This is a genomic window from Telluria sp. ZB4P36, from assembly GCF_059685865.1.
In genome coordinates this window covers 295,919-321,482 of sequence record NZ_JCASIE010000001.1, presented here as the reverse complement: position 1 = coordinate 321,482, position 25,564 = coordinate 295,919, and the positions used below count along the sequence as shown (strand labels likewise).

The following is a 25,564-nucleotide window of genomic DNA, read 5'->3' as shown; positions in this document are numbered from 1 at the left end:
TCAGAAACATTGATAAAAACGACACTAATTAAACACATCCGATGAAACAACGCTTTGCGCGCCTGCTTGCAGGTTCGATGCTCGCCATGGCCGTCAGCGCGGCATGGGGGCAGGAAGCTGCGTCCGGCAGCGCCCCGGACGAGATCGTCCGCTTCGAGATCAGCCGGTTCGACGTGACCGGCAACACCCTGTTGTCCGCCGCCGAGATCGAGGCTGCGGTGACGCCCTTTACCGGCAAGGGACGCGACTTCGGCGACGTCCAGCGCGCCCTGGAAGCGCTCGAAGCGCTGTACCAGGCACGCGGCTACAACGTGGTGACGGTGCAGCTGCCCGAGCAGGAGCTGAATGGCGGCGTGGTGCGCCTGAACGTCCTGCAGACGAAGATCGGCAAGATCAGCATCGACGGCAACCGCCGCTTCAGCGAGGCCAACATCCGCCGCAGCCTGCCGGCGCTGCGCGAGGGCCGGACGCCCAACCTGGCCCAGGTGTCCGCCAACCTCAAGCTGGCCAACGAGAACCCGGCCAGGAAGCTCAAGCTGAGCCTCGGCAGCGGCGCCGTGGACGAGACGGTGGATGCGCGCATCGACGTCGTCGAAGAGCGCCCCTGGACCGTCATGGCCAATTTCGACAATACCGGCACCCGCGAGACCGGCAAGACCCACGCCGGCCTGGTGCTGCAGCATGCCAACCTGTGGGACCGCGACCACGTCGCCAGCCTGCAGTACACGACCACGGTCGAGGAACCCTCGCAGGTCGCGGTCTGGGGCCTGGGCTACCACGTGCCGCTCTACGCAGAAGGCGCCGCGCTCGACCTGTACGCCAGCTATTCGGACGTCGACTCGGGCGTGGTGACCGCAGGCGTGTTCGACCTGGCCGTCAGCGGCCGCGGCGCGGTCTACGGCGCCCGCTACACCAAGGTGGCGGCCAAGCGCAGCGTGGCGGGCCGCGAGCTCGAAGGCCGCTTCATCTTCGGCCTGGAAGTGAAGGCCTACAAGAACAGCGTCGTGTTCTTCGACCAGGATTTCGGCAATGATGTGACGGTGCGTCCGTTGAGCGTCGGCTACCAGGGCCGGGTGGCGCTGGACAATGGCGAAGCCAACTTCGCGGCGACCCTGCTGCACAACATTCCGGGCGGTTCGCGCGGCAAGCAGGAAGACTTCACGGTGGCGCGCGCCGGCGCCAAGGCCGGCTACCGCGTGCTGCGCCTGGCCGGCGCATGGAGCCGCGCGCTCGGCGGCGAGGGCTGGATGACGCGCGTGCTGGCCAACGGCCAGTACTCGCCGAACGCGCTGGTGCCGGGCGAGCAGTTCGGCGCCGGCGGTTCGACCAGCGTGCGCGGCTTCGACGAGCGCGCCCTGGCGCTTGACTCGGGCCTGGGCCTGAACCTCGAGGCCTATACGCCGAACCTGTGCAGCCGCAGCGGCTGGCAATGCCGTTTGCTGGGCTTCTACGACAGCGCCTACGGCAAGCGCAACAAGGCGCTGCCGGGTGAACTGCGCAGCACCACGATCGCCGGCGCCGGCCTCGGCCTGCGCTTCTCGGTGGGCAGCGCGGTCAACGTGCAGGCCGATTACGGCAGGGTTGTGAAAGAGGGCGCACTCAGCGGCGCCGGCAAGGACAGGCTGCACGTGCGCGTCGGCCTGGCCTACTAGGAGACATCATGAGGAACGGACTCATTCGACTGAGCAGGGCGGCACTGTGCGTCGCCGCCTGCTTCGGCGCCGCCAGCACCGCGGCAGCCCCCACGCTGCCGAAAGTGGTGGCGGGGCAGGCCAGCTTCTCCCAGGACGGCAACGTGTTCTCGATCACGAACACGCCCGGGACCATCATCAACTGGCAGAGCTTCTCGGTGAATGCGGGCGAGATCACCCGCTTCATCCAGCAAAGCAGCGACAGCGCGGTCCTGAACCGCATCGTCGGCCAGGACCCCAGCCGCATCCTCGGCGCGCTGCAGTCGAACGGCAAGGTCTTCCTGATCAACCCGAACGGTGTGATGTTCGGCCAGGGCGCACGCGTGGACGTGGGCGGCCTGGTGGCCTCGACGCTGAACATGAGCGATGCCGACTTCCTGGCCGGGAAAAAGAATTTCACCGCCGGTCCGAATGCCGGAGCCGTGCGCAATGAAGGCACGATCACGACCCCTGGAGGAGGCCAGGTCTTCCTGGTGGCCCCGAACGTCGAGAACGCCGGCGTCATCACGGCGCCGAACGGCGAGGTGGTGCTGGCGGCGGGCCGCAGCGTCCAGCTGGTCGATGCCGGCAACCCCGACCTGACCGTCGTGGTGTCGGCGCCGAACGACCAGGCCATCAACCTGGGCCAGGTGGTTGCGAACGGCGGCCGCATCGGCATCTACGGCGCCCTGGTGAACCAGCGCGGCGTGGTCAACGCCAACAGCGCGGTGGTCGGCCAGGACGGCAGGATCGTCCTCAAGGCCAGCCGCGACATCGTGCTCGAACAGGGCAGCGTCACCAAGGCGGGCGGCGACATCGACCTGCGCGCAGGGAACCAGCTGAGCCTGGACGCCGGCAGCGCCCTGTACGGCGCCAACTATATCGACCTGAAGGCCGAGCGCATGACGCTGGCCGGCATGATCGACGGCGTCGACGGCGTCAAGCCGGTCGTCTCCTTCAATACCTTCAACAACAGTACCGACATCGTCGTGAGCGTCAACCAGGACGGCAATGCGCTGACGCTGGATCCGGCTCGCCTCGGCGCCTTCAACGCCTACGGGATCAACATCGGCAACAGCGGCCATACCGGCCAGGTCACGATCAATAACGCGCTGAGCCTGGGCGGCAACCTGCTCATCGATACCAACGGCGGCATCGACATCAAAGCGCCGGTCCTGCTGACCGGTGCGACAAGCCAGTTCCTGGTCACCCAGCATACGCCGGGTCACGACTTCAAGGTCGGCAGCGGCGGTTCGATCGATGCCGCGCGCAGGATCGGGGTCGCCGGCGCTGGCCGCATCGCCATCGGCGGCGCCCTGAACGCGGGCGAGATCGACCTCGACGCGGGCGGCAACGGCATCACGCTGACGGCGAACCTGACTGCCAACAGCCGCGCCACGCTGCGTACCGACGGCGACATCAGCCAGGGAAGTGCGATCGTCAAGACCCCCGCGCTGCTGGTCGAAGCGAACAGCGTGACCATGAGCGGCAATAACGAAGTGGGAACCCTGGCAGGCGCCGCCACTGGCGGCAGTTTCCAGTTTGGCTGGACCGGCGACCTGCGCGTCGGCAGCGTCGGTAAACGCGGCGGCCTGGCCTCGCAGGACAAGGTCATCCTCGCCGGCGGCGCTCTGACGGTCGCCGAGGCGGTCGATGCACCCGTGGCCATCGAGGTGAATGCGGCATCGATCAAGGGTGAGGGAACGCTCAGGTCGAATGAGCTGTCGCTGCAGTCTGGCGGCGGCATCGGCGAAGCCACGCGTCCCATGCGCACCAGCACCAATGTGCTCCTGAGAGCGATCAATACCGGAAGCGGCAGCGCACCGATCAATATCGTGAACGACCGCGCGCTCTCCGTCGGCAACGTGGCCCAGGACGGCACGGTCAACGGCGGCGCCGTTTCGATCGAAAGCACGGGCGGCCTGACCGTCGCGGGCGGCGTCAGGACCGGCAGCGGCGACATCAGCCTGGTCACCCATAGCCCGCTCACCATCAACGGCACGGTCAGTACCGTCAGCGGCAACGTCACCCTGTTGGCCGACAATAAGGGCCTGCTCACGATCGGCGCCGGCGGTCAGGTGAAGTCGGCATCAGGCAGCGTCCAGATCACCGCCGGCGACACGGTCATCCCGGCGAACGGCGTCGACGTCGCCCCCGGCAAGCTGTCGGTCACGAAGACCAATGCGCCGCAGGACCCGGGCCTGCCCCCGCCGCTGGACACCTGCCTTGCCAACCCGAATACCCAAGGCTGCGGCAACGTGATCGACCAGGCCACGCGCGCCTGTATCGCCAACCCCGAAGCGGAGCAATGCGGCCGGGTGCTGCCGCCGCCGCAGAGCTGCCGCGAGAATCCGGACCAGCTGGGTTGCGGCGTGTCGCTGGTAAAGGAGTGCATCGCCACGCCGAAGGCGCCGTCCTGCCTCGGCGTGCTGCCGGTGTACGAGACCTGCGAGAAGTCGCCGGGCACCTACGGCTGTGCACCGGTGGTCCAGGAACACAATGCCATCACGGCCTGCATCGCGACGCCGGCGGCGCCGGCTTGCGGCGAGGTGCTGCCGCCGCTGGCGACTTGCCGCCTCGATGCCGGCGTGTACGGCTGCGTGCCGGTGTTGGACCGCGCCGAGTTCCTGGCCTGCGTGGCCAGCCCGACCAGCGCAGGCTGCGCCGCGCGCCTGCCAGGCCTGGCGGTCTGCAAGGCGACGCCCGGCATCGAAGGCTGCGCCCAGGTGCTCAAGCTGACCTTTGACGCCTGCCTGATCAACAACAACGACCCGTCCTGCAACGGCATCCTGCCGACCGTGTCGCAGTGCGTCGCGAACAAGGCCATGGCCGGTTGCGAGGTGGTGCTGCCGACCCTGCAGCAGTGCATCGTCAGCCCGACGCTGCAAGGATGCTCGGTGCAGCTGCCGACGCTGGCGCAGTGCGTCACGAACAAGGCGACGGCCGGTTGCGATGCGGTGCTGCCGACCCTGCAGCAGTGCGTCGTCAGCCCGACGCTGCAAGGATGCTCGGTGCAGCTGCCGACGCTGGCGCAGTGCGTCACGAACAAGGCGAGCGCCGGTTGCGATGCCGTGCTGCCGACCCTGCAGCAGTGCGTCGTCAGCCCGACGCTGCAAGGATGCTCGGTGCAGCTGCCGACGCTGGCGCAATGCGTGGCGAACAAGGCGGCGGCCGGTTGCAATGCGGTGCTGCCGACCCTGCAGCAGTGCATCGGCAGCCCGACGCTGCAGGGATGCGCGGTGCAGCTGCCGACGCTGGCGCAGTGCGCGGCGAACCCGAACCAGGGCGGTTGCGAGGTGTTGCTGCCGCAGCCGAGCTTCTGCAGCACGAACCCGGCCGATCCGAAGTGCGCCGTGTTCAACCCGGCCCCGGTGCAGGGTGGCGGCGAATCGAAGCAGCCGGTGGCGGCGGTCCAGCAGACCACCGTCACCCTGATCAATTCTCGCACCCCGGCGCAAGAGAAGCTTCCGCCCGCACCGGTCCCCGGCGGCACGCAGGATAGCGGCAGCGCGGCCGGCACCGGCGGCGAGGGCACGCCGGCGGAGCAGTCGGAGAAGCAGGCGGAGAAGCAGGCAGGCCCCGCGGCAGCCACGAATACTGGAGTCAAGAATGAAAAACCAGCTGCAAAAATGTACTGCAACTAAGTTGACCCGGCGGGTGCTGGGCGCGCTGCTGTTCGCGGCGCTGTGCGTGACCGGCAACGCGGCCTGGGCCGCGCAGGTGGCCGGGGTGGTGGCGCGCCTGAGCGGTCCGCTGATGGCGAAGAAGGCCGACGGCAGCGTCAAGGTGCTGGGCCTGAAGTCCGAGATCGAGAGCGGCGACACCCTGGTGTCCGAGAAGAACACCTACGCCCAGATCAAGTTCATCGACAACAGCGAGATCACGCTGCGCCCGGGGACCACCTTCAAGGTAGAGAACTTCGCCTTCGACGAAGGCAAGCCGGAAAACGACAGCGCCAGCTACAGCCTGGTGAAGGGCGGCCTGCGTTCGATCACCGGCCTGATGGGCAAGCGCAACAAGGAGAAGTTCTCGCTGAAGACGCCGAACGCCACCATCGGCATCCGCGGCACCACCTTCATCGTGCAGTATGTGTCGTCGACGGACGCGGCGCCCCAGGGCAAGCTGCCGCCCGGCCTGCACCTGTCGGTCAGCGACGGCGCCATCATCGTGACCAACAATGGCGGCTCGCTCGGCTTCCAGGCCGGCCAGTTCGGCTACGTGCCGAACCTGAACCAGGCGCCGCTGATCGTGCCGAGCAATCCGAACATCCAGTTCCTGCCGCCGCCGGCCTTCAACACCGCTTCGGGCGGACCGGCCGCCGGCAACGGCAGCAGCCAGGAGAGTGCGGCTGTCGACTGCGTCGTCCGCTGATCAGGTCAGGAACGCTGGGCGCGGGCGCGTTCGAGCAGCAGTTCGCGCTCGCGGCTGTTGGCGGTCATGGCGGCGGCGCGCTCGAATTCGCGCCGTGCTTCCTCCACCCGTCCCAGCTTGGCCAGCAGGTCGGCGCGCACGCTCGGCAGCCAGTGGTAGCCATCCAGCTTGCCGTCCAGCGCCAGGGCATCGGCCAGCACCAGGCCGGCGGCGGGACCCTCGGCCATGCCGACCGCCACCGCGCGGTTCAGTTCGACCACCGGTGAAGGCTGGACCTGGGCCAGTTCCGCATACAAGGCCGCGATGGCTTGCCAGTCGGTGTCCATGGCGACCTTGGCGCGCGCATGGCAGGCCGCGATCTCGGCCTGCAGCAGGTAGGGACCGCGCGGCAGACCCAGGCGGGCAGCGCGCCCCAGCGCGGCCAATCCGCGCCGCAGCAGCACGCCGTCCCAGCGTGAGCGGTCCTGCTCGAGCAGCAGCACCGGACGCCCTTCGGCATCGAGGCGCGCGCCCATGCGCGAAGCCTGCAGTTCCATCAGTGCGACCAGGCCGTGGGCTTCCGGCTCGCCCGGCGCCAGCTCGGCCAGCATGCGCCCCAGGCGCAGCGCTTCCTCGACCAGGGCCGGGCGCATCCAGTCTTCGCCGGCAGTGGCGGTATAGCCCTCGTTGAAGACCAGGTAGACGGCTTCCAGCACCGCGCCGAGGCGCTCGCCCAGTTCGTTCGGCGGCGGCAGTTCGAAGGGCACGCGCGCCTCGCCCAGGGTCCGCTTGGCGCGCACGATGCGCTGGGCCATGGTCGCTTCGGGCACCAGGAAGGCGCGCGCGATCTCCTGGGTGGACAGGCCGCCCAGTAGTTTCAGTGTCAGCGCCAGGCGCGCGTCCAGCGACAGTACCGGATGGCAGGCGGTGAACATCAGGCGCAGCAGGTCATCGCCAATCACGTCGTTGCGCGCGGCGTCGAGGCTGTCGACGAAGTCTGGCACGATGAGCGCCTCCTGTGCTTCGAGGTCGAGGCCGATCTGCTCGAGCTTCTGCTGGAGCAGGCGGTCGCGGCGCAGCCGGTCGAGCGCGGCATGCTTGGCCGTGGTCATCAGCCAGGCGCCCGGCTTGTCGGGGATGCCTTGCCGCGGCCAGTGCTCGAGGGCCGACACCAGCGCATCCTGGGCCAGTTCCTCGGCCAGGCCGACATCGCGCACGATGCGCGCGATGCTGGCCACGATCTTGGCCGACTCGATGCGCCAGACGGCGGCGATGCTGCGTTCGACCTGCGCGTCCATCAGATCGCGGCTGCTGCGTCTTCAGGCGCCTGCGCGGGCATGCCCTCCATATAGGCCAGCTCCCACATGTGGCCGTCCAGGTCTTCGAAGCCGTGCTGGTACATGAAGCCGTGGTCTTTCGGTTGGTTCGGCCAGCTGCCGCCGGCGGCCTTGGCCTTGGCGGCCATGTCGTCGACCGCGGCGCGGCTGTCGCAGGACAGGCAGAGCAGCACTTCGGTGCTCTTCTTCGCATCCGAGATCGGCTTGTTGGTAAAGCCCTGGAAGAAGGGCTCGGTCAGCAGCATCACATAGATGTCGTCGCTGACGATCATGCAGGCCGCGTTCTGGTCGCTGAACTGCGGATTGAAGCCGAAGCCGAGCGCGCCGAAGAAGGCCTTGCTGCGTTCGAGGTCTTTCACCGGGAGGTTCACGTAGATCTGCTTGTTCATGGTGCTGTCCTTTCCTTGGTTAAGCGGTGGCTTCTTCGGCGGGAGCGGCCTGCTGCTCCGGCATGCTCTCGATGTAGGTCAGTGCCCACATGTGGCCGTCCAGGTCTTCGAAGCCGTGCTGGTACATGAAGCCGTGGTCCTCCACGGCTTCCGGCAGGGTGGCGCCCAGGGCCAGTGCCTTGGCTGCCATGGCATCGACCTCGGCGCGGCTGTCGCAGAACAGGCACAGGAGCGCAATCCTGCTGGTGCGCGGATCGGCCAAGGGCTTGGCGCACAGGGTCCGGGCGATGTCTTCGGAGGCCAGCATCACGGTGATGTCCCTGGAGACGATCATCCCGGCGCCCTGCGGGCTGCTGAAGCGGGCGTCGAAGGCGAAACCGAGTCCGGCGAAGAATGCCTTGCTGCGCTCGAGATCCCTGACCGGGAGAGTGATGGCGATTTGCTGTTTCATGGTCGTCTTCCTTCCTGGTGGTTCAGAACGGCAGGTCGGCCGCTTCGTAGAGCCGGCGCACTTCGATCTCGGCCCTGGCGTGCTCGCCGTGCGGGTTGGGGAAGCGGCGCGACCACTCCATCGCTTCGTCGCGCGACCGCACCTGGATCAGGGTGTAGCCGGCGATCAGCTCCTTGGTTTCGGCGAAGGGGCCGTCGGTACTGCTGCGCCGGCCTTCGTCGTAGCGGATGCGCCAGCCCTCGCTGCTGGGGCGCAGGCCGTTGGCGTCGAGCAGGACCCCGGCGCGAGCCAGTTCCTGGTGGTAGGCCGTCATGGCGGCGAACAGCGGCTCGCCGGGCATGATGCCGGCTTCCGTGTCGGGCGTGGCCTTGACGATGATCATGAAACGCATGGTGGTCTCCTTGTCGTAGGGTGGAAGCGTGTGGTTGGCCTTCATCTGCTACGACGAACGGGAGGGCGGGGATTCGACATCGTGGCCCGGATTTTTTCGGGCCGCCGGTTTTACCGGTCGAAGCAGGGCGCCAGCCCCCTGACCTCGACCGTCGCCCACTCGGCCGCCGGGCACTGCTGCGCCAGCGCGATCGCCTCTTCGCGGCTGTCGACGTCGACCAGGAAGAAGCCGCCCACCATCTCCTTGGCCTCGGCAAACGGGCCGTCGACGATGCGCGCCTTGCCGCCGCCGGGGACGCTGACGCGCACCGCCTTGTCGGCCGAGGCCAGCGATTCGGCGCCCAGCAGCAGGCCGCGGCTGCGCAGGTCTTCGCCCCAGCGCAGCATGCGCTCGTAGACGGCGCGGCCTTCGGGCTCGCTGCGGGTGGCGCGCTGGCCGACGGGTTCATGGATCAACAGCATGTGCGGCATCGGAAGACCTCCTGGTTGGGTTGAACGCGACTATTCTAAGCCCCTGCAGCAGCCAGCGCACGCCCAGCTGCACGGCCAGCGCGGCGCCGGTGGCCAGCAGGAAGGCCGTGCCGAGCGGCTGCACGCGCAGCAGCAGCGACAGCACCAGGCAGAACACCGCGAAGGCGTAATAGCCGTTGACCATGCCGCGCAGCAGCGCCACCGCGAAGCCGGGACCGCTGGCGCGGTGCGAGAAGCCGACCAGCACGGTGCTCATCACGGGGAACATCGCGAACAGGCCGCTCAAGCGCGGGCCAAGGCTGGCCGCGGCACAGGTGACGCCGAGCGCCAGTACCGCGCCGGCCAGCATGCGCCAGGGCAGGTCGCCGGCCGGCTTGCCGATGGACGCCTGGGCAGGGGCGGGCCCGAACAGGCGCGGCGCCGCCGGCAGCGCCAGCAACACAACGGCGAAACCGGCCCACAGCGGCAGCGCAAGGGCCTGCAGCACGAGCACCGCCAGCGCGTAGGCGAGCAGGGCGGCGCTCATCGCGCGCGGCATGCCGAGGTGGGCGCAGCGCGCATAGGCGATGCTGAAGACCAGGATGGCCAGCACCGCCAGCAGGGTGTTGGACGCGGCCGCGGCAGCGAAGTCGCTGCCCTGTTCGAGGGCGATCACCAGCAGGATCGGCCCCGCCACGATGGGAAATGCGGACAGCCAGCCGGCCACCAGGGGCCCCCAGCGGCGGCCGGCCAGGGTGACGAGGGCGATGAGGGAAGGTACCAGCAAGAGTTTCAGGAAGAAGATCATGCGACACGAATAAGGAGCGGAAATAAAAACGCCCGCCTTGGCAGGCGGGCGTTCCGGTTGAGGACAAGGACGGCTTAGAGCACGTCGCTGGCGTGGTCGGCCAGGCGCGAGCGTTCGCCGCGCGCCAGGGTGACGTGGCCGCTGTGGCTCCAGCCCTTGAAGCGGTCGACCACGTAGGTCAGGCCGCTCGAGCCCTCGGTCAGGTAGGGCGTGTCGATCTGGGCGATGTTGCCGAGGCAGAGGATCTTGGTGCCGGGGCCGGCGCGCGTGACCAGGGTCTTCATCTGCTTCGGCGTCAGGTTCTGCGCCTCGTCGATGATGAGGAACTTGTTCACGAAGGTACGGCCGCGCATGAAGTTGAGCGACTTGATCTTGATGCGCGAGCGTATCAGGTCCTGGGTGGCCGCACGGCCCCAGTCGCCACCGTCGCTGTCGGACTTCATCAGCACTTCGAGGTTGTCGTCGAAGGCGCCCATCCAGGGCGACATCTTTTCTTCCTCGGTGCCCGGCAGGAAGCCGATGTCCTCGCCCACCGGCACGGTGACGCGGGTGACGATGATCTCGTTGTACTGCTTGGTCTCCAGCACCTGGGCCAGGCCCGCGGCCAGGGCCAGCAGGGTCTTGCCGGTACCGGCCTGGCCGAGCAGGGTGACGAAATCGCACTCCGGGTTCATCAGGAGATTCAATGCGAAGTTCTGCTCGCGGTTGCGCGCCGTGATGCCCCACACATTGTTCTTGTTGTGGCTGTAGTCGCGCAGGGTCTGGAACACGGCGGTCTTGCCGTTGATCTGTTTTACCTGGCCATAGAAGGGCGCTTCGCCGTTCTGCGGCTCGATGAACACGAACTGGTTCACCAGCAGGGTCGGGATCACCGGACCGGTCACGCGGTAATAGGTGGCCGAGTTGCCGTTCTTGTTTTCCTGCCAGGACTCCATGTCTTTGCCGTGCTTGTTCCAGAAATCGTCCGGCAGCTGGACGATGCCCGAATACAGCAGGTCGGTGTCTTCCAGCACGTGGTCGTTGAAATAATCCTCGGCCGGCAGGCCCAGGGCACGCGCCTTGATGCGCATGTTGATGTCTTTCGACACCAGCACGATGGCGCGGCCGTCCATTGCATCCTCGAGTGCGCGCACGACGCCCAGGATCTGGTTGTCCGCCTTGCCCGAAGGCAGGCCTTCCGGCAGGGGGGCGGAATCCAGCTTGGTCTGGAAGAACAGGCGGCCGCGGGCATCCTTGTTGCCGAGCTTGGCCAGCGGGATGCCGGCCTCGATCGCGTCGTCGTCGACGTTGGCGATCAGGGCGTCGAGGGTACGCGCCACCTGGCGGGCATTGCGCGCGACTTCCGACATGCCCTTCTTGTGGTTGTCGAGTTCCTCGAGCGTCATCATCGGCAGGTAGACGTCGTGTTCCTCGAAGCGGAACAGCGAGGTCGGGTCGTGCATCAGGACGTTGGTGTCGAGCACGAAGACCTTACCGGCGCCGGCCTTGTCGGCCTTGCGGCTGGTGGAGGACTTGACGGTGACCTCGACCGGCTTGTGCTTGACCGGATGCGGCTGGTCGGCGTCGGTTTCTCGCAGGCGCGCGCCGGCGCCATCCTTGGTCTTGCGCGACGGGCCCTTGGCCAGTGGGGCTTCACCGGAAGCCGCTTCGACGCTTGGGGCGCTGACGACATTCACCGGCGCGGTGCCGGTCGGGCCGGCGGCGACGGCGTCATTGGCGGCCGGAGCGGCAGCCTTGGCCTTGCGCGCCTTGTTCGCCTTCGGCGTCGCGACGGCCTGGCCGCTGATCAGTTCTTCGAGGTCGGCATCGGCCTTGGCGGATGCCGGGCGCACGGGCGACTTGCCCGGTTCGGCCTTGGGATAATCTTTTGCCAGCAGCATGGTTGCTGGCTTGGTTGGCATTTTTGGCAGTGGCATCAGGTTCTCGATTCGAAAAAGGACTTAATAGGACGCGCAGGCGCAGCACGGGGCGCGCCGCTGCACGGAAACGATGCTACTTGGGGGGCTTGCTGACGATGTTGCCAGCTGAGGAGCTGCAGCCGGAGGATGCCGGTCCGGCAGCAGCGGGAGGAATGATGCTGATGAGATACTCTGTGACTCAAAATAGGTGGCAATGTCCAGCAAAGTTAATGAACTGGGTTGCTGGAGCCATCCGTTACTCAGGGCTGGCTCTTCAGAAATTCCAGCACTTCGGCCACGTGGTCGTTGACTTTCACGCCACGCCATTCTTTCACCAATCGGCCTTGAGCGTCAATGATAAACGTACTGCGCTCAACGCCGCGCACTTGTTTGCCATACATGTTTTTCATCTTCATGACACCGAACTGATTGCACACCGTTTCTTCCGGATCGGAGATCAGTTCGAAGGGCAGGCCCAGCTTGCCCTTGAAGCCTTCGTGCGAGCGCAGGGAGTCGCGGCTGATGCCGTAGATCTCGGTATTCGCGGCCTGGAAGTCGGGAAAGGCTTCGCGGAAGGCGATGCTCTCGGTGGTGCAGCCCGGCGTATTGTCCTTGGGATAGAAGTACAGCACGGTGTACTTCGCCGGACGGCCAGCCAGCTCGAAGGTCTGGCCGCTGGTCATGGGGGCGGAAAAATTGTCGACGGTTGCGGCGGTTGGGCTCTCGGCCACGGGGCTCTCCTGGTGTCATGGCGGCGGATATCGGAATGATAATCGGCGGCGCCGCGCCTTGCTAGTCCTGTATGTACGGGATGCGCAGGGCATCATCCCGCAAGATGGCGCGGGTTTTCATTTCTTCAAGATATCAAATTGAAATATTTCCGTGCTTAGCGGCGGCTTAACTCCGCGCCAGCAGCACGACGCCCACCACGATGACGGCAAGTGCCAGCATGCGCTGCGGCGAGACGACTTCTCCCAGGAACATCCAGGCCCCGATGGCGCCGATGACGTAGCCGAGCGAGAGCATCGGGTAGGCGACGGTGACGTCGGTGCGCGACAGGCCGAGGATCCAGACCACCAGCGAGATGCCGTAGCACAGCATGCCGACCACGATCGGCCACTGGGAGGCGACCTTGAGGCCGGTGAGGAACCAGTTGTCGCGGGTAAGGTGGATGGCGCCGCCGAGGGCATTGGTGCCGGCCTTGAGCAGGAGCTGGGCGGCGGCGTTCAGGATGACGCCGGTGATGATGAAGGCAAAGGCCGATGGACTCATGTCGTGCTTGTTCTCGTTGTTGTGCAATGTGCCGGACGCAACCGGACCCACCGCGCCGCGGCGCGGAAGGAGCGGCGGTTGCCGGAAATCAGGCGCCCGGGGCGGCGTCGATGATCAGGGCCAGCGTGACCTTGCGGCCTTCGCCCATCAGCACGTTATAGGTGCGGCAGGCGGCCTGGCTGTCCATGCAATCCACACCGACGTGCATGCTGGAGAGGCTGGCCACCAGCTTCGGGTGCACGAAGCGCTGGCGTTCGCCGGTGCCGAGCACCACGACGTCGGGCGCATCCTTGGCGATCTCTTCGAAGTGGGCGGCGGTCAGGTCTTCGAAGCGCGCGACCTTCCAGGGACGCGGCGGCACTTCCGGCATGACGGTCAGGCTGTAGTCGAAACGCTCGGCGTTGATCTCGACCCCGCTGGCGTCATAGCCGGTCACGGTCTGGTATTGCTGGGTGTTGTCGGAATGGAGCTTCATCGTTATCGCAGGAATTGGCCGGCAAAAAAGCCATTGTAACCGGGAGAGGCGAGGTTGCTTAAATCCCGGGCTTTCGGCAGAATGGTATTTTTCGCACTGCAACATAGCGTCACAGAACAGGGGATACTTTTGCGACCGATCCTGAAATCGAACAAGCTGGACGACGTTTGCTACGAAATCCGTGGCCCGGCACTGGAAAAAGCCCGCCAGATGGAGGACGACGGCCAGAAGATCATCAAGCTGAACATCGGCAACCTGGCCGTATTCGGTTTCGACCCGCCGGACGAGATCGTGCACGACATGATCCGCAACATGCACGGCGCGGCCGGCTATACCGACTCGAAGGGCATGTTCGCACCGCGCAAGGCGGTGATGCACTACACCCAGAGCAAGAACATCGAGGGCGTCGGCATCGATGACATCTACCTGGGCAATGGCGCATCGGAACTGATCGTCATGGCCATGCAGGGGCTGCTGAATAACGGCGACGAGGTGCTCGTGCCGGCGCCCGATTATCCCCTCTGGACCGCGGCGGTGAGCCTGGCGGGGGGCAACCCGGTGCATTATGTGTGCGACGAGCAGAGCGGCTGGCTCCCGGACATCGAGGACATGCGCAAGAAGATCACGCCGAACACGCGCGCAATCGTCGTCATCAACCCGAACAATCCGACCGGCGCCCTGTACCACCGCGAGGTGCTGCTCGAGATCGTCGAGCTGGCGCGCCAGCACGGCCTGATCATTTACGCCGACGAGATCTACGACAAGACCCTGTACGACGGCGAGGAGCACGTCTCGATCGCCTCGCTGGCGGACGACGTGCTGTTCCTGACCCTGAACGGCCTGTCGAAGAACTACCGTTCCTGCGGCTACCGTGCCGGCTGGATGGTGGTGTCGGGCGAGAAGCGCCACGCCAGGGGCTATATCGAGGGCCTGAACATGTTGGCCTCGATGCGCCTGTGCGCCAACGCGCCGGGCCAGTTCGCGATCCAGACCGCGCTCGGCGGCTACCAGAGCATCGCCGACCTGGTCGGCCCTGGCGGACGTCTCCTGAAACAGCGCGACCTCGCGCACAAGCTGCTCACCGATATTCCGGGCGTGTCCTGCGTCAAGCCAAAAGCTGCGTTGTACATGTTCCCACGCCTCGACCCGAAGATGTACCCGATCGCGGACGACCAGCAGTTCATTTGCGAACTGCTCTCCGAGGAAAAAGTGCTGCTGGTGCAAGGCACCGGCTTCAACTGGATCGCCCCGGACCATTTCCGGCTGGTGTTCCTGCCTAATTCCGACGACCTGACGGATGCCTGCGGACGCATTGCGCGTTTCCTGGACGGCTACCGCCGGCGCCACGCGCGCTGAGCCCGCTTAGGTCGGAAATCAACGAGATACGAGATCATGAAACCCATCAAAGTAGGCCTCCTGGGCATCGGCACCGTCGGTGCCGGCACCTTCAACGTTCTTCAACGCAACCAGGAGGATATCCGCCGCCGCGCCGGCCGCGGTATCGAGATTACGATGGTGGCGGCGCGTAACCTGGACAAGGCGCGCAGCGTCGTCGGCCCGGGCGTGGAAGTGGTCGGCGATCCGTTCGCGGTGGTGAACCATCCGGATATCGACATCGTCGTCGAGTTGATCGGCGGCTACGAGCTGCCGCGTAGTCTAGTACTGCAAGCAATAGCCAACGGCAAGCACGTGGTGACGGCCAACAAGGCCCTGCTGGCGCTGCACGGCAACGAGATCTTCGCCGCGGCCCAGGGCAAGGGCGTGATGGTGGCCTTCGAGGCGGCTGTCGCCGGCGGCGTGCCGATCATCAAGGCGCTGCGCGAAGGCCTGACCGCGAACCGCATCGAATCGGTGGCCGGCATCATCAACGGCACCACCAACTTCATCCTGTCCGAAATGCGCGAGAAGGGCCTGGACTTCGCCACCGTGCTGAAGCAGGCGCAGGAACTGGGCTATGCCGAGGCCGACCCGACCTTCGACATCGAAGGTGTGGACGCGGCGCACAAGCTCACCATCATGTCGGCGATCGCCTTCGGCATCCCGGTGCAGTTCGACAAGGCCTATATCGAGGGCATCAGCCAGCTGCAGGCAACCGACATCCGCTACGCCGAGCAGCTCGGCTACCGCATCAAGCTGCTGGGCATCACGCGCCGCACCCGCACCGAGTCGGGCGAGGGCATCGAACTGCGCGTGCACCCGACCCTGATCCCGGCGGCGCGCCTGATCGCCAACGTCGAAGGCGCGATGAACGCCGTGCTGGTGCAGGCCGACGCGGTCGGCGCCTCGCTTTATTATGGCAGGGGTGCGGGGGCGGAACCGACCGCATCAAGCGTGATCGCCGACCTGGTCGACGTGACCCGCCTGGCCACCGTCGACCCTTACTGCCGCGTGCCGCACCTGGCCTTCCAGCCGAACGAGATGACCGACGTCGCCATCGTGCCGATGGACGAGATTACCACCAGCTACTACCTGCGCGTCTACGTGAAGGACCAGCTCGGCGTGATGGCCGACCTGACCCGCATCCTGGCCGACGCCGGCATCTCGATCGACGCCGTGCTGCAGAAGGAGCCGGGCAACCAGGTCAACCTCGACATCATCATGCTGACCCACCAGACCCGCGAGAAGAATATCAACGCGGCGATCGCGAAGATCGAGGCGCTGCCGGCGGTGATCGGCAAGGTGACGCGCATCCGCCTCGAAACGCTGGCCTGAGCAAGCCCAGGCCCTGCCGGGCGCAAAACATGATTCGGATTCCGCGGCCTCTGCCGCGAATTCGAATCATTTTTTTTGGCCTCAACTCAGCGGGATATCGAGCGGCTGGTGCGCATGCCGGGGCGGGGCATCGTGCCAGCTTGGTGGCGGAGCGTCATCGTCGTCGATGAAGGCGGAGGAAAGCGCCAGCATGTCATGTTCGATGTGGTCGAACAGCGCGGTCGTCACGCTGGCGTAGCGGAGGAGGAAGTCGGAAGAAGTCATCCGGGGATTCTACCTGCGCTGCGCTGCACAAGAGGCCTGTATGTACAAGTGCTTGAGACGTTTCAATCAAGTTTATCAATGCCGCCGGTTGACATGGCGCGCCGCTTGAACCGTTTGGCGGTCTATGCTTTTTACCCATCCGGTATCGCCAGCCGAGACTTTAGGGTTTAGTATCAGCGACGCAATGATGTAAGCGGGTAATAGCCCCGATCCCTGCTGTAGATTACGAATCCTGTTTACGCCAACCCGAGCACACCGCATGAGCCAACCGAGCCAGTTTTCCCTGCTGACACAGCGCCGCTTCGGCCCCTTCTTCTGGACCCAGTTCTTTGGCGCCTTCAACGACAACCTGTTCAAGACCGCGCTGCTGGTCGCGCTGACCTTCGACACCGCGAACTGGACCACCGCCAACCCGGGCATGCTGAACAACCTGATCGCCGGCCTGTTCATCCTGCCCTTCGTGCTGTTCTCGGCGACCGCCGGCCAGGTGGCCGACAAGTTCGACAAGGCGCGCATGGCCAGGTTCGTCAAGCTCCTGGAAATCGCCATCATGCTGGTGGCCTGCGTCGGCTGGCTGACCCACACGCTGTGGGTGCTGGTGGCCGCCGTGGTCGGCATGGGCCTGCATTCGACCCTGTTCGGGCCGGTGAAGTATGCCTACCTGCCGCAGCATTTGAAATCCGAAGAGCTGGTGGGCGGCAACGGTGTCATTGAAATGGGTACCTTCGTGGGCATCTTGCTGGGCGAGGTCGCGGGCACGCTGCTGGTCGGCGTGAAACCCTGGGGCATCGAACTGGTCGCCGGCGGTACGCTGCTGTGCGCGCTGCTGGGGCTGGCGGCCAGCTGGCGCATTCCGCCGTCGCCGGCTCCGGCGCCGGAACTCAGGATCAGCCGCAACCCCTTCGCTGAGTCGATCCGCAACCTGAAGTTCTCGAGCCAGAACCGCACCGTGTTCCTGTCGATGCTGGGCAATTCCTGGTTCTGGTTCTATGGCGCACTGGTGCTGTCGCAGTTCCCGCTGTACGCCAAGGATTACCTGCATGGCGATCACAGCGTGATCATGCTCTTGCTGACCGTGTTCTCGCTCGGCATCGGCGCCGGTTCGCTGCTGTGCGAAAAGCTGTCGGGCCACAAGGTCGAGATCGGGCTGGTGCCTTTCGGTGCGATCGGCCTGTCGGTGTTCGGCATCGACCTGTATTTCGCCAGCGTGGCCTATACCAACACGGCGACCGTGGACGCGATTGCCTTGCTGGCGCTGCCGGGCGCCTGGCGCATCATGCTCGACCTGGTCCTGATCGGCGTGTTCGGCGGCCTGTTCATCGTGCCGCTGTTCGCCCTGATCCAGACCCGCTGCGACCCCAAGCACGTCTCGCGCACCATCGCCGGCATGAACATCCTGAACGCGCTGTTCATGGTGGCTGCGGCCGGCCTGGCGATCGTGCTGCTGGGGCAGGGCTTTACCATCCCCGAGATGTTCCTGGTGACGGCGCTGCTGAATGCCTGCGTGGCCGTGTACATCTTCTCGCTGGTGCCGGAATTCCTGATGCGCTTCCTGGCCTGGATGCTGATCCACACCGGCTACCGCGTGCGCACCATCGACGCCCATCGCATCCCGGAGCAGGGCGCCGCCGTCCTGGTCTGCAACCATGTGAGCTATGTCGACGCGCTGGTGATCGGCGCCGCCAGCCCGCGCCCGATCCGCTTCGTGATGGACCACCGCATCTTCAAGACGCCCTTCCTGGGCTGGATCTTCCGCGCGGCCAAGGCGATTCCGATCGCACCGGCCAAGGAAGACCCCTTCATGATGGAACGCGCCTTCGTCGACATCGCCCAGGCCCTGCACGAGGGCGAGCTGGTCTGCATTTTCCCGGAGGGGAAGCTGACCCATACCGGCGAGATCAACGAGTTCCGCGGCGGGATCGCCAAGATCGTCGAGCGCAACAAGGTGCCGGTGATCCCGATGGCGCTGCGCGGGCTGTGGGGCAGCGTGTTCACGCGCGACAAGTCGAACGTGTTCGGGCGTTCGTTCGCGCGCGGAATCCGGTCGAAGCTGGCGCTGGCGGTGGGGCAGCCGGTGGCGCCGGACGCGGCATCGCCGGAGTATCTGCAGGAGCAGGTGCTGGCCTTGCGGGGCGATTGGAAGTAAACGGATTCCGGGGGCCAGCCAAGGCGAAGGCAAACCTGTCGGTAAGATTGACAGTTAAGTATTGGTAGATTTCTAATGTAAACTTAACTGTTTGAATTTCAGAGTGATTACGCGCGCTCTTGTTCTGGCCCGAATCACTGTGGCGGCAATCGGCGCTGCATTGTGTGGACTGAGTACATCATCCAATGCTTCGGTACTCGGCCTGGATCTGCAAGGTGAATATACCCGGGTGTCGTCCAGTAGCTGGACACTCGGTTATGAATTCTCGGCCTCGCTTCGGCCCGGCGTCGGCGCAAGGCGTAACACTTCTGGACTTCATGCCGGGATTGGCGGTTCTCGACCATTTTCCGGAGTCAGAAACGACAAAGGCCAACCGCAGGTTGGCCTCATTCCTTGATTTGTTGGTCGGGGCGAGAGGATTCGAACCTCCGACCCCCTGCACCCCATGCAGGTACGCTACCAGGCTGCGCTACGCCCCGACGAACTCTGAAATTATATCAGAGCTCGTCCGAATACTTGAGCTTTTGTTATAGGCTTGCGCTCAGTTTTTTGCGCTTTCGCATGGTTGCGAGCGTCAATACAGCGCCGGCAAGGACATGCCGATACGCCCCGCGTGAGTGCGGCTTATTCGTCATGTCTCCCCTTGGGCCGCGATCAGCACCGCCGCCGCATACAGGTCAGGCGCCATGCGGGTGGGAACGCGGCGTGGCCCGAGCCGCCATTCGGTTTCGTTGCCGTTGTCGATCAGGAGGGTGCGGCAGCCGGCGCGGTTGCCGGCTTCGACGTCGTGCAGGACGTCGCCGACCATCCAGGATTCGCGCAAGTCGATGGCGTGTTCGTTGGCGGCTTTCAGCAGCATGCCGGGCGAGGGCTTGCGGCAGGCGCAGGCCATGGCGTAGTCCCCGACGGTGCCGAGCGGGTGGTGCGGGCAATAGTAGAAGCCGTCCAGCGCCAGGTTCTCGCGAAACAGCAGGTCGGCCAGGCGGTCGGCCACCGGTCCCATCGCTTCTTCGCCGAAACAGCCGTGGGCGATGCCGGACTGGTTGGTCACGACGAAGAAGCGGTAGTCGAGCCGCGCCAGCAGCCGTAATGCGGCGCCGGCGCCGCTCACCAGCCGGATGCGGCGCGGTTCGACGTTGTAGGGGAGGTCGTCGACCAGGGTGCCGTCCTTGTCGAGGAAGATCGCCTTCATGTCGGGGGACCGGATGGGCGAGTGGCTGCCGCGGGCACCGAATGGCGCGCGGCGAGGACGTCTTCGTAAATGGCGGCCAGCTGATTGGCGACATGGCGCCAGGTGTAGTGTTCGCAGGCGCGGCGGCGTCCGGCTTCGCCCATCGCGCGCGCCAGTTCGGGGTGGCGATGCAGGCGCGCCAGCCGGTCGGCCAGGGCCGCCGGATCGCGTGACGGAATCAGGAAACCGGTCACGCCATCGCTGACCGTGCTCTTGATGCCGCCTACTTCGGCGCCGATCACGGGGCGCGCGCAGGCCATCGCCTCGAGGGGCGTGATGCCGAATGCTTCATACCAGGGCGTGGAGACGATGACGTCGGCGGCGCTGTAGTGGTCGCGCAGCATGGCGCCCGCCTGGCGCCCGGCGAAACGCACGTGGGCAGCAATGCCCAGGTCGGCCGCAAGGCAGCGCAGGCGCGCCAGTTCCAGGCCCTGATCGCCCGCTGCGTCGCCGCCGACCACCAGCAACTGGGCATCGACGCCATGGCGCTGGCGCAGCATGGCAAGGCCCTGGATGACGGTGTCGATGCCCTTGCGCGGGGCCAACCGGCCGACCTGGAGCACGACGAAGCGGCCGGCGTCGAGCCCTGTTCGGGCGCGCGCCTCATCCATCGGCACCGGCCAGAACTCGTCGGGGGAGAAGCCGCAGGGCGCGGACGTGATGCGCGACAGCGGCGCGCCGTAGAGCCGTTCCATGTCGTGACGGTCTTGCGGACATGCTGCGATGACGCGGTCGGCCGCGCGCATCAGGGCGGCTTCGATGCGCATGCGGGCGATGGGGAAGGTATCGGCGCTGCCCTGGGCGAGGCGGCGTACCCGTCCGAGCGCATGGAAGGTGATGACGAAGGGGAGCCCGAGCGTCGCGTTCAGGTGTTGGGCGACCATGCCGGACATGAAGAAGTTGGCGTGCGCGATGTCGTAGGGCGCCGGCTGGCGCCGGGTGAAGCGGGCGACATGGCGTGAGAACGCGTCGACGTGCGGCAGCAGCCCTTCCTTCGGCACGTGGTGCGGCGGACCCGCGGGCACATGGACGACGCGGATGCCGTCGCGCCATGCCACCAGCGGGCGCTGCCCTGGCGCGTCGCGGCGCGTGAACACGTCGACCAGGTGCCCGGCGCGCGCCAGCTCGCGCGCGAGCTGGGCCACGTAGACGTGCTGGCCGCCGTAGCCGTCACCGCTGGAGACAGCCAGGGGCGAGGCGTGCTCGCTGATGATCGCGATGCGCCGGCGTGCATCGTGTGCGGCGGCCCGGTGATCGCCGCCTGCCGTGCTGGTATCTGGAGGGGCCTGGTCGAGCGCATCGCCGGTAAGGGCATGGGGATGTCGCATGGCGGTCTCACGCGAAACGGACGCGGTAGCGCACCGCGCCGGCCAGGCGCCAGAACACGGCCAGCGGCGGCAGCAGCGCCGAGGTGACGACCATCTCGGCCACGTGCGCCGGCGTATGCGCGGCGCCGCGCAGGCGGTGTGCGCACAGGCGTCCGGTGAGCAGCAGCCAGGCGGCGAAGCCCAGGCCGGCTAGCACCGGCAGGCTGGCCAGCAGGCCTGCCAGCGCCAGCAGCAGCACGCCGACGATCGCATAGTGGTCCCAGCGCGGGCGTGGCTCGACCTTCTGGCGATACAGTGCCGGGTGCTTCTTGTAGAGCAGGGCGTCGAAGACCGCGTGGCGGATCTGCAGCAGGCTCGCGCCCCAGGGCACCGGCCGCACCGGGTGGACCACGAGCGCGCGCGGCGCGCGCACGATGACGGCGCCGTGTTCCAGCAGCCGGAAGTACATGTCGGCGTCGCTCGCGCGCGGCACGCTGAAGCGTTCGTCGAAACCGTCGAGGCCCTCGAGTACCGGCTTGCGGAAGAAGCAGCTGGCGCTGGTGAAGCCGGCCGCTTCGTGCCCGTGGGCGCTGCGCTGGTATTCGGTGGGCCGGGCCGGAACCGGGGTCCGGATGCGACCGCATACCACTTCGGCATCGGTGCCGAAGGCGGCGAGGCCTTCGGCCAGCCAGTCCGGCTCGGGGACCGCATCGTCGGTGGTGAAGGCGACGATGGGGGCACGCGCGGCGCGCCAGCCGCGGTTGCGGCTCGATGCCGGGCCGACCGGCCCCGGGTTGGCGACGTAGGACAGGCGCGGCCCGCGCTCGAGCGTGCGGGTACGCCAGCCGGCGACCAGGTGCAGGGTGTTGTGGTTGGGCTCATCGTCGACGACGATGATTTCGACCTGTTGCGGGTCGAACTGCTGGCGCATCAGTGCGTCCAGGCAGCGGTCGAGCAGGTCCATGCGGCCGCAGGCCGGGACCACCACCGACACCGCGAGCCTTGCGTCATCCGTCCTTGCTGACATCATTCGTCTCCGCGTGCGCACACGTTCAACGCCACCGCGACGTGCGGACGACGGAGCGTGTCGAGTGCGGTTGGAGTCGGCCGGGAGCGGATGGGTTCCGTCAGGCGGAGGCAGCTTGGAGGTGGATCAAGGTTCGGCTCGCATGACGGCCGGGCGTCCACAACAAAGGGGGGCCGCAGGGCCCCCACGTGAAGCCGGGAATCCGGTCGGCGCTACTTGCGCGAGAAACCCGTATCGTCGTCCATCTTGCGGTCGCCGGCCAGGCGGTTCGCACCTGCCGGGCTCTTCGGCAGGCCGCCACCCAGGTCATTCGATTCGTGGACCGGGTTCTTTTCGGCGTCCACGCTCTGGGCCGGCAGCCAGCCCGGGTTGTCGCTGCGCGGGCCGCTGTTCCCGGGGCTGCGCGGCAGGCCGCCGGTCACGTCGTTCGATTCGTGCCGTTCCGCCTTGCCTTCATTGCCCGCGGACCCGGTCTGCGAGCCCTGGCGGTCGGTGCTGTCCTGGCGGTTCTGGTCCGGTTGCCGGTTCATGGCTTCCTCCCTTGCTGGCTCTGGTGCGGGCCGACCGCCATGCCGGTGCCTTCGCGCGTCCCGGCAGCGCTCTGCCGGTTGCCCTTGGGGTCCTGTAGCGTTCCTTCCTGTTTCTGGTACATGTCTGGCGGAACTTCAGTCGGACGCGTGCGCACGTCGGTGCCGGAATGCTTGTCGCGGTGGCCGACCGGCTGCTCCAGCAGGCCCCAGGCCCCCGAATGCTGCTCCATCTGGCGCTGGTGGCTGTCGGTGATGCCCTGCTGCGGGCCCGAGCCGCCGGTCTGCTGGCTCTGCAGCGAGCCGCCCGGCAAGTCGGCCGGGACAGGGTGGGGCAGGGGGCTTTCATTATCGGCGCGGCTGCCGTCCTCGGCGGCCACTTCCTGCCGGCCCGGTCCCTGCGGATAGGTGTGGTCCATCGGGCCGCTGGTGGTATTGCCCTTGGCGCCCGGCGTCCATTTCTCGTTCGCGCCGTTATTGGTCTGGTTATTGACCTCGCTACGTTGGTTCGCGTCCATATCGACTCCTTTCGCTGTCGCTGCGGTGTGCGGCTGATCCTCTCATGATGCGCGCGCTCACCTCATTACAGTATAGGAAGACGTAGGGGGCCTGTGTAGGACGGATACTGAGGCGTTTGTTGTCGACAGGAAGTACACTTTCGTTGGTGCATTTTCTGTCGCGTGAAGTCCTACAAAGTCATCTGAAAGCGTCCTATACCGGCATTCATCAGCGCTACCTAAGATGATTTCGCCGGTCACTCATCGGGCTTCGATTTGACTGGCAACAGCCTGCCGCAGGACGCGGCGGTTTATATGCATACAGGGAGAAGATCATCATGGCCTCAGGTAATCAAGGTAACAAGCAGGGCAGCAATCAGGGCGGCAACAGCCAGAGCAGCGGCACCCGCAACCGCGGTTTCGCTTCGATGGATCCAGCCCGCCAGCGTGAAATCGCCAGCCAGGGCGGCAAGGCTGCCCACGCCAAAGGTACGGCTCACGAGTTCACCTCGGAAGAAGCCCGCCGTGCCGGCAGCATGAGCCACGGTAACCGCCAGTCGGCCAGCGCCGGCTCGGGTGGCCCGTCGCGTGCCGCATCGAGCAAGGGTGGCCGCAACGCGCAGGGCGGCCGCGGCTCGAAGGAGTAAGGAGGTCTCGGCTGTGCCTGCCTTCAGGCACCAGCCAGCAGACAAGCACGGGGAGCGCAAGCTCCCCGTTTTGTTTTTTGAACCAACGCGGCGGTGGGATGCGGTAGAATCGCTGCGCCTTTTTCAACCTTTTCCCTAGGAATATCGTCGTGAAACCTGCGGTTATTCGTGAAGTCAAGAGCATGGCCATGTCCTGCGATCGCGTCGGCAACCTGTTGCTGGTCAAGTTTGCCTGCAAGGGCGCCAGCGACGTGGGCATCTATGTGCCGGCATCCATCGTGTTCTGGCTGCTCAAGCACCTGCCGGTCAACCGGGACCCGAACCTCATGGCGCCGCCGCCTTGCCCGCCGGTGACCCAGCAGGACTGGGACAATCCCTACACCCCGCGCGCCGAGTACGTGCAGTGCAAGGAACTGCGCGGCCAGCTGCGCATGAACTTCGCCTCCAATGCGAAGGAAGACCTGACCGTCGTGCTGGACCGCAGCAACGTGGAGCTGATGCGCCAGATCATGACGATGTACACCAAGGACTTGATCGACCTCGACGCGCAGTAAGCGCGATTTCGGAGCATTTCACAAGGATTCCGCCATGCCCATCAAAATCAGCCAGACCTTCGACTCCGGCGCCATCGAGGTCGTCCGTGCCGACGGCCCCAAGGCGATCGACCTGAACCTGCGCAAGGATTCGCAGGCCGACATCCACCAGTGGTTCCATTTCCGCCTGCAGGGCGCGCGCGGCCAGGCCTGCACGATCCGCTTCCTGAACGCCGGCCAGGCCACCTACCCAAAAGGCTTCGAGGATTACCAGGTCGCGGCCAGCTACGACACCGAGAACTGGTTCCGCGTGCCGACCAGTTTCGACGGCCAGGTGATGACGGTCAATCACACGCCTGAACTGGACAGCATCTACTACGCCTATTTCGAGCCCTACACCTGGGAGCGCCACCTGCGCCTGCTGGGCGAAGTGGCCGAGAACCCGATCGCGCGCGTGCACGACATCGGCACCACGGTCGACGGCCGCGACATGAACCTGGTCGTGATCGGCAATCCGCAGGCGGAAAAGAAGATCTGGGTGATCGCACGCCAGCACCCGGGCGAGACCATGGCCGAGTGGTTCGTCGAGGGCATGATGGATGCGCTGCTGGACGACGCCAATCCGGTGGCGCGCAAGCTCCTCACCCGCGCCGTGTTCTACATTGTGCCGAACATGAACCCGGACGGCTCGGTGCGCGGCAACCTGCGCACCAACGCGGCCGGCGCCAACCTCAACCGTGAATGGATGACGCCTTCGCTGGAGCGCAGCCCGGAAGTGCTGTGCGTGAAAAACAAGATCCACGAGACCGGCGTCGACATGTTCTTCGACATCCATGGCGACGAAGCGCTGCCGTATAACTTCGTGGCAGGCAACGAGATGCTGGAAGACTTCACCCCGGAGCGCCAGGCGCGCCAGAACGCCTTCGTGCAGCAGTACATGGCGGCCAGTCCGGACTTCCAGGACGTGCATGGCTACGCGGCCAGCAAGTACAACGACGAACTGCTGACCCTGGCCTCGAAGTACATCGGCCACACCTTCAAATGCCTGTCGCTGACCCTGGAAATGCCGTTCAAGGACAACGCCGACCTGCCCGACCCGCACACAGGCTGGAACGGCGCGCGCAGTGCGGCGCTGGGCGCGGCGATCCTGCAGCCGATCCTGCAGTCGCTCGACTGAGCAGTA

The 25,564-nt window shown here is 66.1% G+C and carries 25 protein-coding genes and 1 tRNA gene; 9 read left to right on the top strand and 17 right to left on the bottom strand.

The window, feature by feature from the left end; all coding sequences use genetic code 11:
- The first annotated feature begins 41 nt into the window (after positions 1 to 41).
- The 3 genes from AC56LK_RS01565 to AC56LK_RS01555 are packed head-to-tail and all read left to right on the top strand — an operon-like array spanning position 42 to position 6,041.
- Positions 42 to 1,652 (top strand): ShlB/FhaC/HecB family hemolysin secretion/activation protein, encoded by a 1,611-nt coding sequence (locus AC56LK_RS01565; RefSeq protein ID WP_497182808.1) that lies wholly within the window; start codon positions 42 to 44, stop codon positions 1,650 to 1,652.
- An 8-nt stretch (positions 1,653 to 1,660) separates the two neighbouring features.
- Positions 1,661 to 5,314: a two-partner secretion domain-containing protein gene (locus AC56LK_RS01560; protein WP_497182807.1), complete on the top strand. Its 3,654-nt coding sequence runs from the start codon at positions 1,661 to 1,663 to the stop codon at positions 5,312 to 5,314.
- Positions 5,280 to 6,041, top strand: a complete 762-nt coding sequence (locus AC56LK_RS01555) for a FecR family protein (RefSeq protein ID WP_497182806.1) — start codon at positions 5,280 to 5,282, stop codon at positions 6,039 to 6,041. The genes AC56LK_RS01560 and AC56LK_RS01555 overlap by 35 nt, the downstream gene beginning before the upstream one ends.
- A 5-nt stretch (positions 6,042 to 6,046) precedes the next feature.
- Here the strand turns inward: AC56LK_RS01555 and AC56LK_RS01550 are convergent, their stop codons facing one another.
- The 10 genes from AC56LK_RS01550 to AC56LK_RS01505 all read right to left on the bottom strand — a co-directional run bounded on the left by AC56LK_RS01550 (position 6,047) and on the right by AC56LK_RS01505 (position 13,490).
- A complete protein-coding gene (locus AC56LK_RS01550; RefSeq protein WP_497182805.1) occupies positions 6,047 to 7,318 on the bottom strand; it encodes an RNA polymerase sigma factor in 1,272 nt (423 codons plus the stop codon).
- The gene (locus AC56LK_RS01545) at positions 7,318 to 7,746 is read right to left on the bottom strand and encodes a VOC family protein (protein ID WP_497182804.1); all 429 of its coding nucleotides are present in this window, start codon (positions 7,744 to 7,746) and stop codon (positions 7,318 to 7,320) included. The genes AC56LK_RS01550 and AC56LK_RS01545 overlap by 1 nt, the downstream gene beginning before the upstream one ends.
- A 19-nt stretch (positions 7,747 to 7,765) precedes the next feature.
- Positions 7,766 to 8,197: a VOC family protein gene (locus AC56LK_RS01540; RefSeq protein WP_497182803.1), complete on the bottom strand. Its 432-nt coding sequence runs from the start codon at positions 8,195 to 8,197 to the stop codon at positions 7,766 to 7,768.
- Positions 8,198 to 8,219: 22 nt separating this feature from the next.
- Positions 8,220 to 8,588, bottom strand: a complete 369-nt coding sequence (locus AC56LK_RS01535; RefSeq protein WP_497182802.1) for a YciI family protein — start codon at positions 8,586 to 8,588, stop codon at positions 8,220 to 8,222.
- Positions 8,589 to 8,698: 110 nt separating this feature from the next.
- Positions 8,699 to 9,058 (bottom strand): YciI family protein, encoded by a 360-nt coding sequence (locus AC56LK_RS01530; protein WP_497182801.1) that lies wholly within the window; start codon positions 9,056 to 9,058, stop codon positions 8,699 to 8,701.
- A complete protein-coding gene (locus AC56LK_RS01525; protein WP_497182800.1) occupies positions 9,033 to 9,845 on the bottom strand; it encodes a hypothetical protein in 813 nt (270 codons plus the stop codon). The genes AC56LK_RS01530 and AC56LK_RS01525 overlap by 26 nt, the downstream gene beginning before the upstream one ends.
- A 74-nt stretch (positions 9,846 to 9,919) precedes the next feature.
- Positions 9,920 to 11,761, bottom strand: coding sequence for a PhoH family protein (locus tag AC56LK_RS01520; protein WP_497182799.1), 1,842 nt, complete (start codon positions 11,759 to 11,761; stop codon positions 9,920 to 9,922).
- Between the two features lie 242 nt (positions 11,762 to 12,003).
- Positions 12,004 to 12,474, bottom strand: coding sequence for a peroxiredoxin (locus AC56LK_RS01515; protein WP_497182798.1), 471 nt, complete (start codon positions 12,472 to 12,474; stop codon positions 12,004 to 12,006).
- Positions 12,475 to 12,640: 166 nt separating this feature from the next.
- A complete protein-coding gene (locus tag AC56LK_RS01510) occupies positions 12,641 to 13,015 on the bottom strand; it encodes an SMR family transporter (protein ID WP_497182797.1) in 375 nt (124 codons plus the stop codon).
- Positions 13,016 to 13,103: 88 nt separating this feature from the next.
- Positions 13,104 to 13,490 (bottom strand): Mth938-like domain-containing protein, encoded by a 387-nt coding sequence (locus tag AC56LK_RS01505; RefSeq protein WP_497182796.1) that lies wholly within the window; start codon positions 13,488 to 13,490, stop codon positions 13,104 to 13,106.
- Positions 13,491 to 13,619: 129 nt separating this feature from the next.
- Between AC56LK_RS01505 and AC56LK_RS01500 the strand changes: the two genes are divergently transcribed.
- Both AC56LK_RS01500 and AC56LK_RS01495 read left to right on the top strand, forming a co-directional pair.
- Positions 13,620 to 14,846 carry a pyridoxal phosphate-dependent aminotransferase gene (locus AC56LK_RS01500; protein ID WP_497182795.1) on the top strand — a complete coding sequence of 409 codons (1,227 nt, stop codon included), beginning with the start codon at positions 13,620 to 13,622 and terminating at the stop codon, positions 14,844 to 14,846.
- A gap of 36 nt (positions 14,847 to 14,882) precedes the next feature.
- Positions 14,883 to 16,202 (top strand): homoserine dehydrogenase, encoded by a 1,320-nt coding sequence (locus tag AC56LK_RS01495; RefSeq protein WP_497182794.1) that lies wholly within the window; start codon positions 14,883 to 14,885, stop codon positions 16,200 to 16,202.
- 81 nt (positions 16,203 to 16,283) lie between these two features.
- Here the strand turns inward: AC56LK_RS01495 and AC56LK_RS01490 are convergent, their stop codons facing one another.
- Positions 16,284 to 16,466, bottom strand: a complete 183-nt coding sequence (locus AC56LK_RS01490) for a hypothetical protein (RefSeq protein WP_497182793.1) — start codon at positions 16,464 to 16,466, stop codon at positions 16,284 to 16,286.
- Positions 16,467 to 16,725: 259 nt separating this feature from the next.
- Here AC56LK_RS01490 and AC56LK_RS01485 point away from each other — a divergent pair, with 259 nt between their 5' ends.
- Entirely contained in the window at positions 16,726 to 18,612 is a 1,887-nt protein-coding gene (locus AC56LK_RS01485; RefSeq protein ID WP_497182792.1) for an MFS transporter, read from the top strand.
- A 402-nt stretch (positions 18,613 to 19,014) separates the two neighbouring features.
- On the opposite strand, the gene AC56LK_RS01480 is transcribed toward AC56LK_RS01485, so the two are convergent.
- The 6 genes from AC56LK_RS01480 to AC56LK_RS01455 all read right to left on the bottom strand — a co-directional run bounded on the left by AC56LK_RS01480 (position 19,015) and on the right by AC56LK_RS01455 (position 23,222).
- Positions 19,015 to 19,091 (bottom strand) — tRNA-Pro (locus tag AC56LK_RS01480).
- A gap of 152 nt (positions 19,092 to 19,243) precedes the next feature.
- Positions 19,244 to 19,804, bottom strand: a complete 561-nt coding sequence (locus AC56LK_RS01475) for a D-glycero-alpha-D-manno-heptose-1,7-bisphosphate 7-phosphatase (RefSeq protein ID WP_497182791.1) — start codon at positions 19,802 to 19,804, stop codon at positions 19,244 to 19,246.
- On the bottom strand, positions 19,801 to 21,171 hold the full coding sequence (locus AC56LK_RS01470) for a glycosyltransferase (protein WP_497182790.1): 1,371 nt from the start codon (positions 21,169 to 21,171) through the stop codon (positions 19,801 to 19,803). Before AC56LK_RS01470 ends, AC56LK_RS01475 begins: the two co-directional genes overlap by 4 nt.
- Before the next feature lie 7 nt (positions 21,172 to 21,178).
- The gene (locus AC56LK_RS01465) at positions 21,179 to 22,177 is read right to left on the bottom strand and encodes a glycosyltransferase family 2 protein (RefSeq protein ID WP_497182789.1); all 999 of its coding nucleotides are present in this window, start codon (positions 22,175 to 22,177) and stop codon (positions 21,179 to 21,181) included.
- 212 nt (positions 22,178 to 22,389) lie between these two features.
- Positions 22,390 to 22,707, bottom strand: coding sequence for a hypothetical protein (locus AC56LK_RS01460; protein WP_497182788.1), 318 nt, complete (start codon positions 22,705 to 22,707; stop codon positions 22,390 to 22,392).
- Complete coding sequence (locus tag AC56LK_RS01455) at positions 22,704 to 23,222, bottom strand: hypothetical protein (protein WP_497182787.1); 519 nt, start codon at positions 23,220 to 23,222, stop codon at positions 22,704 to 22,706. The genes AC56LK_RS01460 and AC56LK_RS01455 overlap by 4 nt, the downstream gene beginning before the upstream one ends.
- Positions 23,223 to 23,539: 317 nt before the next feature.
- Here AC56LK_RS01455 and AC56LK_RS01450 point away from each other — a divergent pair, with 317 nt between their 5' ends.
- The 3 genes from AC56LK_RS01450 (at position 23,540) to AC56LK_RS01440 (ending at position 25,558) form a co-directional block, all read left to right on the top strand.
- Positions 23,540 to 23,848, top strand: a complete 309-nt coding sequence (locus AC56LK_RS01450) for a KGG domain-containing protein (RefSeq protein ID WP_497182786.1) — start codon at positions 23,540 to 23,542, stop codon at positions 23,846 to 23,848.
- Positions 23,849 to 23,997: 149 nt separating this feature from the next.
- The gene (locus AC56LK_RS01445) at positions 23,998 to 24,402 is read left to right on the top strand and encodes a hypothetical protein (RefSeq protein ID WP_497182785.1); all 405 of its coding nucleotides are present in this window, start codon (positions 23,998 to 24,000) and stop codon (positions 24,400 to 24,402) included.
- A gap of 34 nt (positions 24,403 to 24,436) precedes the next feature.
- Entirely contained in the window at positions 24,437 to 25,558 is a 1,122-nt protein-coding gene (locus tag AC56LK_RS01440; protein WP_497182784.1) for a M14 family metallopeptidase, read from the top strand.
- The last annotated feature ends 6 nt before the right edge of the window (positions 25,559 to 25,564 follow it).

Coding starts and splice junctions, on each gene's coding strand:
- AC56LK_RS01535 (WP_497182802.1), bottom strand. CDS start 8,588: ATGCGTTTCATGATCATCGTCAAGGCCACGCCCGACACGGAAGCCGGC.
- AC56LK_RS01545 (WP_497182804.1), bottom strand. CDS start 7,746: ATGAACAAGCAGATCTACGTGAACCTCCCGGTGAAAGACCTCGAACGC.
- AC56LK_RS01465 (WP_497182789.1), bottom strand. CDS start 22,177: ATGTCAGCAAGGACGGATGACGCAAGGCTCGCGGTGTCGGTGGTGGTC.
- AC56LK_RS01485 (WP_497182792.1), top strand. CDS start 16,726: ATGAGCCAACCGAGCCAGTTTTCCCTGCTGACACAGCGCCGCTTCGGC.
- AC56LK_RS01450 (WP_497182786.1), top strand. CDS start 23,540: ATGGCCTCAGGTAATCAAGGTAACAAGCAGGGCAGCAATCAGGGCGGC.
- AC56LK_RS01470 (WP_497182790.1), bottom strand. CDS start 21,171: ATGCGACATCCCCATGCCCTTACCGGCGATGCGCTCGACCAGGCCCCT.
- AC56LK_RS01505 (WP_497182796.1), bottom strand. CDS start 13,490: ATGAAGCTCCATTCCGACAACACCCAGCAATACCAGACCGTGACCGGC.
- AC56LK_RS01455 (WP_497182787.1), bottom strand. CDS start 23,222: ATGGACGCGAACCAACGTAGCGAGGTCAATAACCAGACCAATAACGGC.
- AC56LK_RS01490 (WP_497182793.1), bottom strand. CDS start 16,466: ATGACTTCTTCCGACTTCCTCCTCCGCTACGCCAGCGTGACGACCGCG.
- AC56LK_RS01565 (WP_497182808.1), top strand. CDS start 42: ATGAAACAACGCTTTGCGCGCCTGCTTGCAGGTTCGATGCTCGCCATG.
- AC56LK_RS01510 (WP_497182797.1), bottom strand. CDS start 13,015: ATGAGTCCATCGGCCTTTGCCTTCATCATCACCGGCGTCATCCTGAAC.
- AC56LK_RS01495 (WP_497182794.1), top strand. CDS start 14,883: ATGAAACCCATCAAAGTAGGCCTCCTGGGCATCGGCACCGTCGGTGCC.
- AC56LK_RS01520 (WP_497182799.1), bottom strand. CDS start 11,761: ATGCCACTGCCAAAAATGCCAACCAAGCCAGCAACCATGCTGCTGGCA.
- AC56LK_RS01460 (WP_497182788.1), bottom strand. CDS start 22,707: ATGAACCGGCAACCGGACCAGAACCGCCAGGACAGCACCGACCGCCAG.
- AC56LK_RS01560 (WP_497182807.1), top strand. CDS start 1,661: ATGAGGAACGGACTCATTCGACTGAGCAGGGCGGCACTGTGCGTCGCC.
- AC56LK_RS01525 (WP_497182800.1), bottom strand. CDS start 9,845: ATGATCTTCTTCCTGAAACTCTTGCTGGTACCTTCCCTCATCGCCCTC.
- AC56LK_RS01530 (WP_497182801.1), bottom strand. CDS start 9,058: ATGCCGCACATGCTGTTGATCCATGAACCCGTCGGCCAGCGCGCCACC.
- AC56LK_RS01475 (WP_497182791.1), bottom strand. CDS start 19,804: ATGAAGGCGATCTTCCTCGACAAGGACGGCACCCTGGTCGACGACCTC.
- AC56LK_RS01550 (WP_497182805.1), bottom strand. CDS start 7,318: ATGGACGCGCAGGTCGAACGCAGCATCGCCGCCGTCTGGCGCATCGAG.
- AC56LK_RS01555 (WP_497182806.1), top strand. CDS start 5,280: ATGAAAAACCAGCTGCAAAAATGTACTGCAACTAAGTTGACCCGGCGG.
- AC56LK_RS01440 (WP_497182784.1), top strand. CDS start 24,437: ATGCCCATCAAAATCAGCCAGACCTTCGACTCCGGCGCCATCGAGGTC.
- AC56LK_RS01540 (WP_497182803.1), bottom strand. CDS start 8,197: ATGAAACAGCAAATCGCCATCACTCTCCCGGTCAGGGATCTCGAGCGC.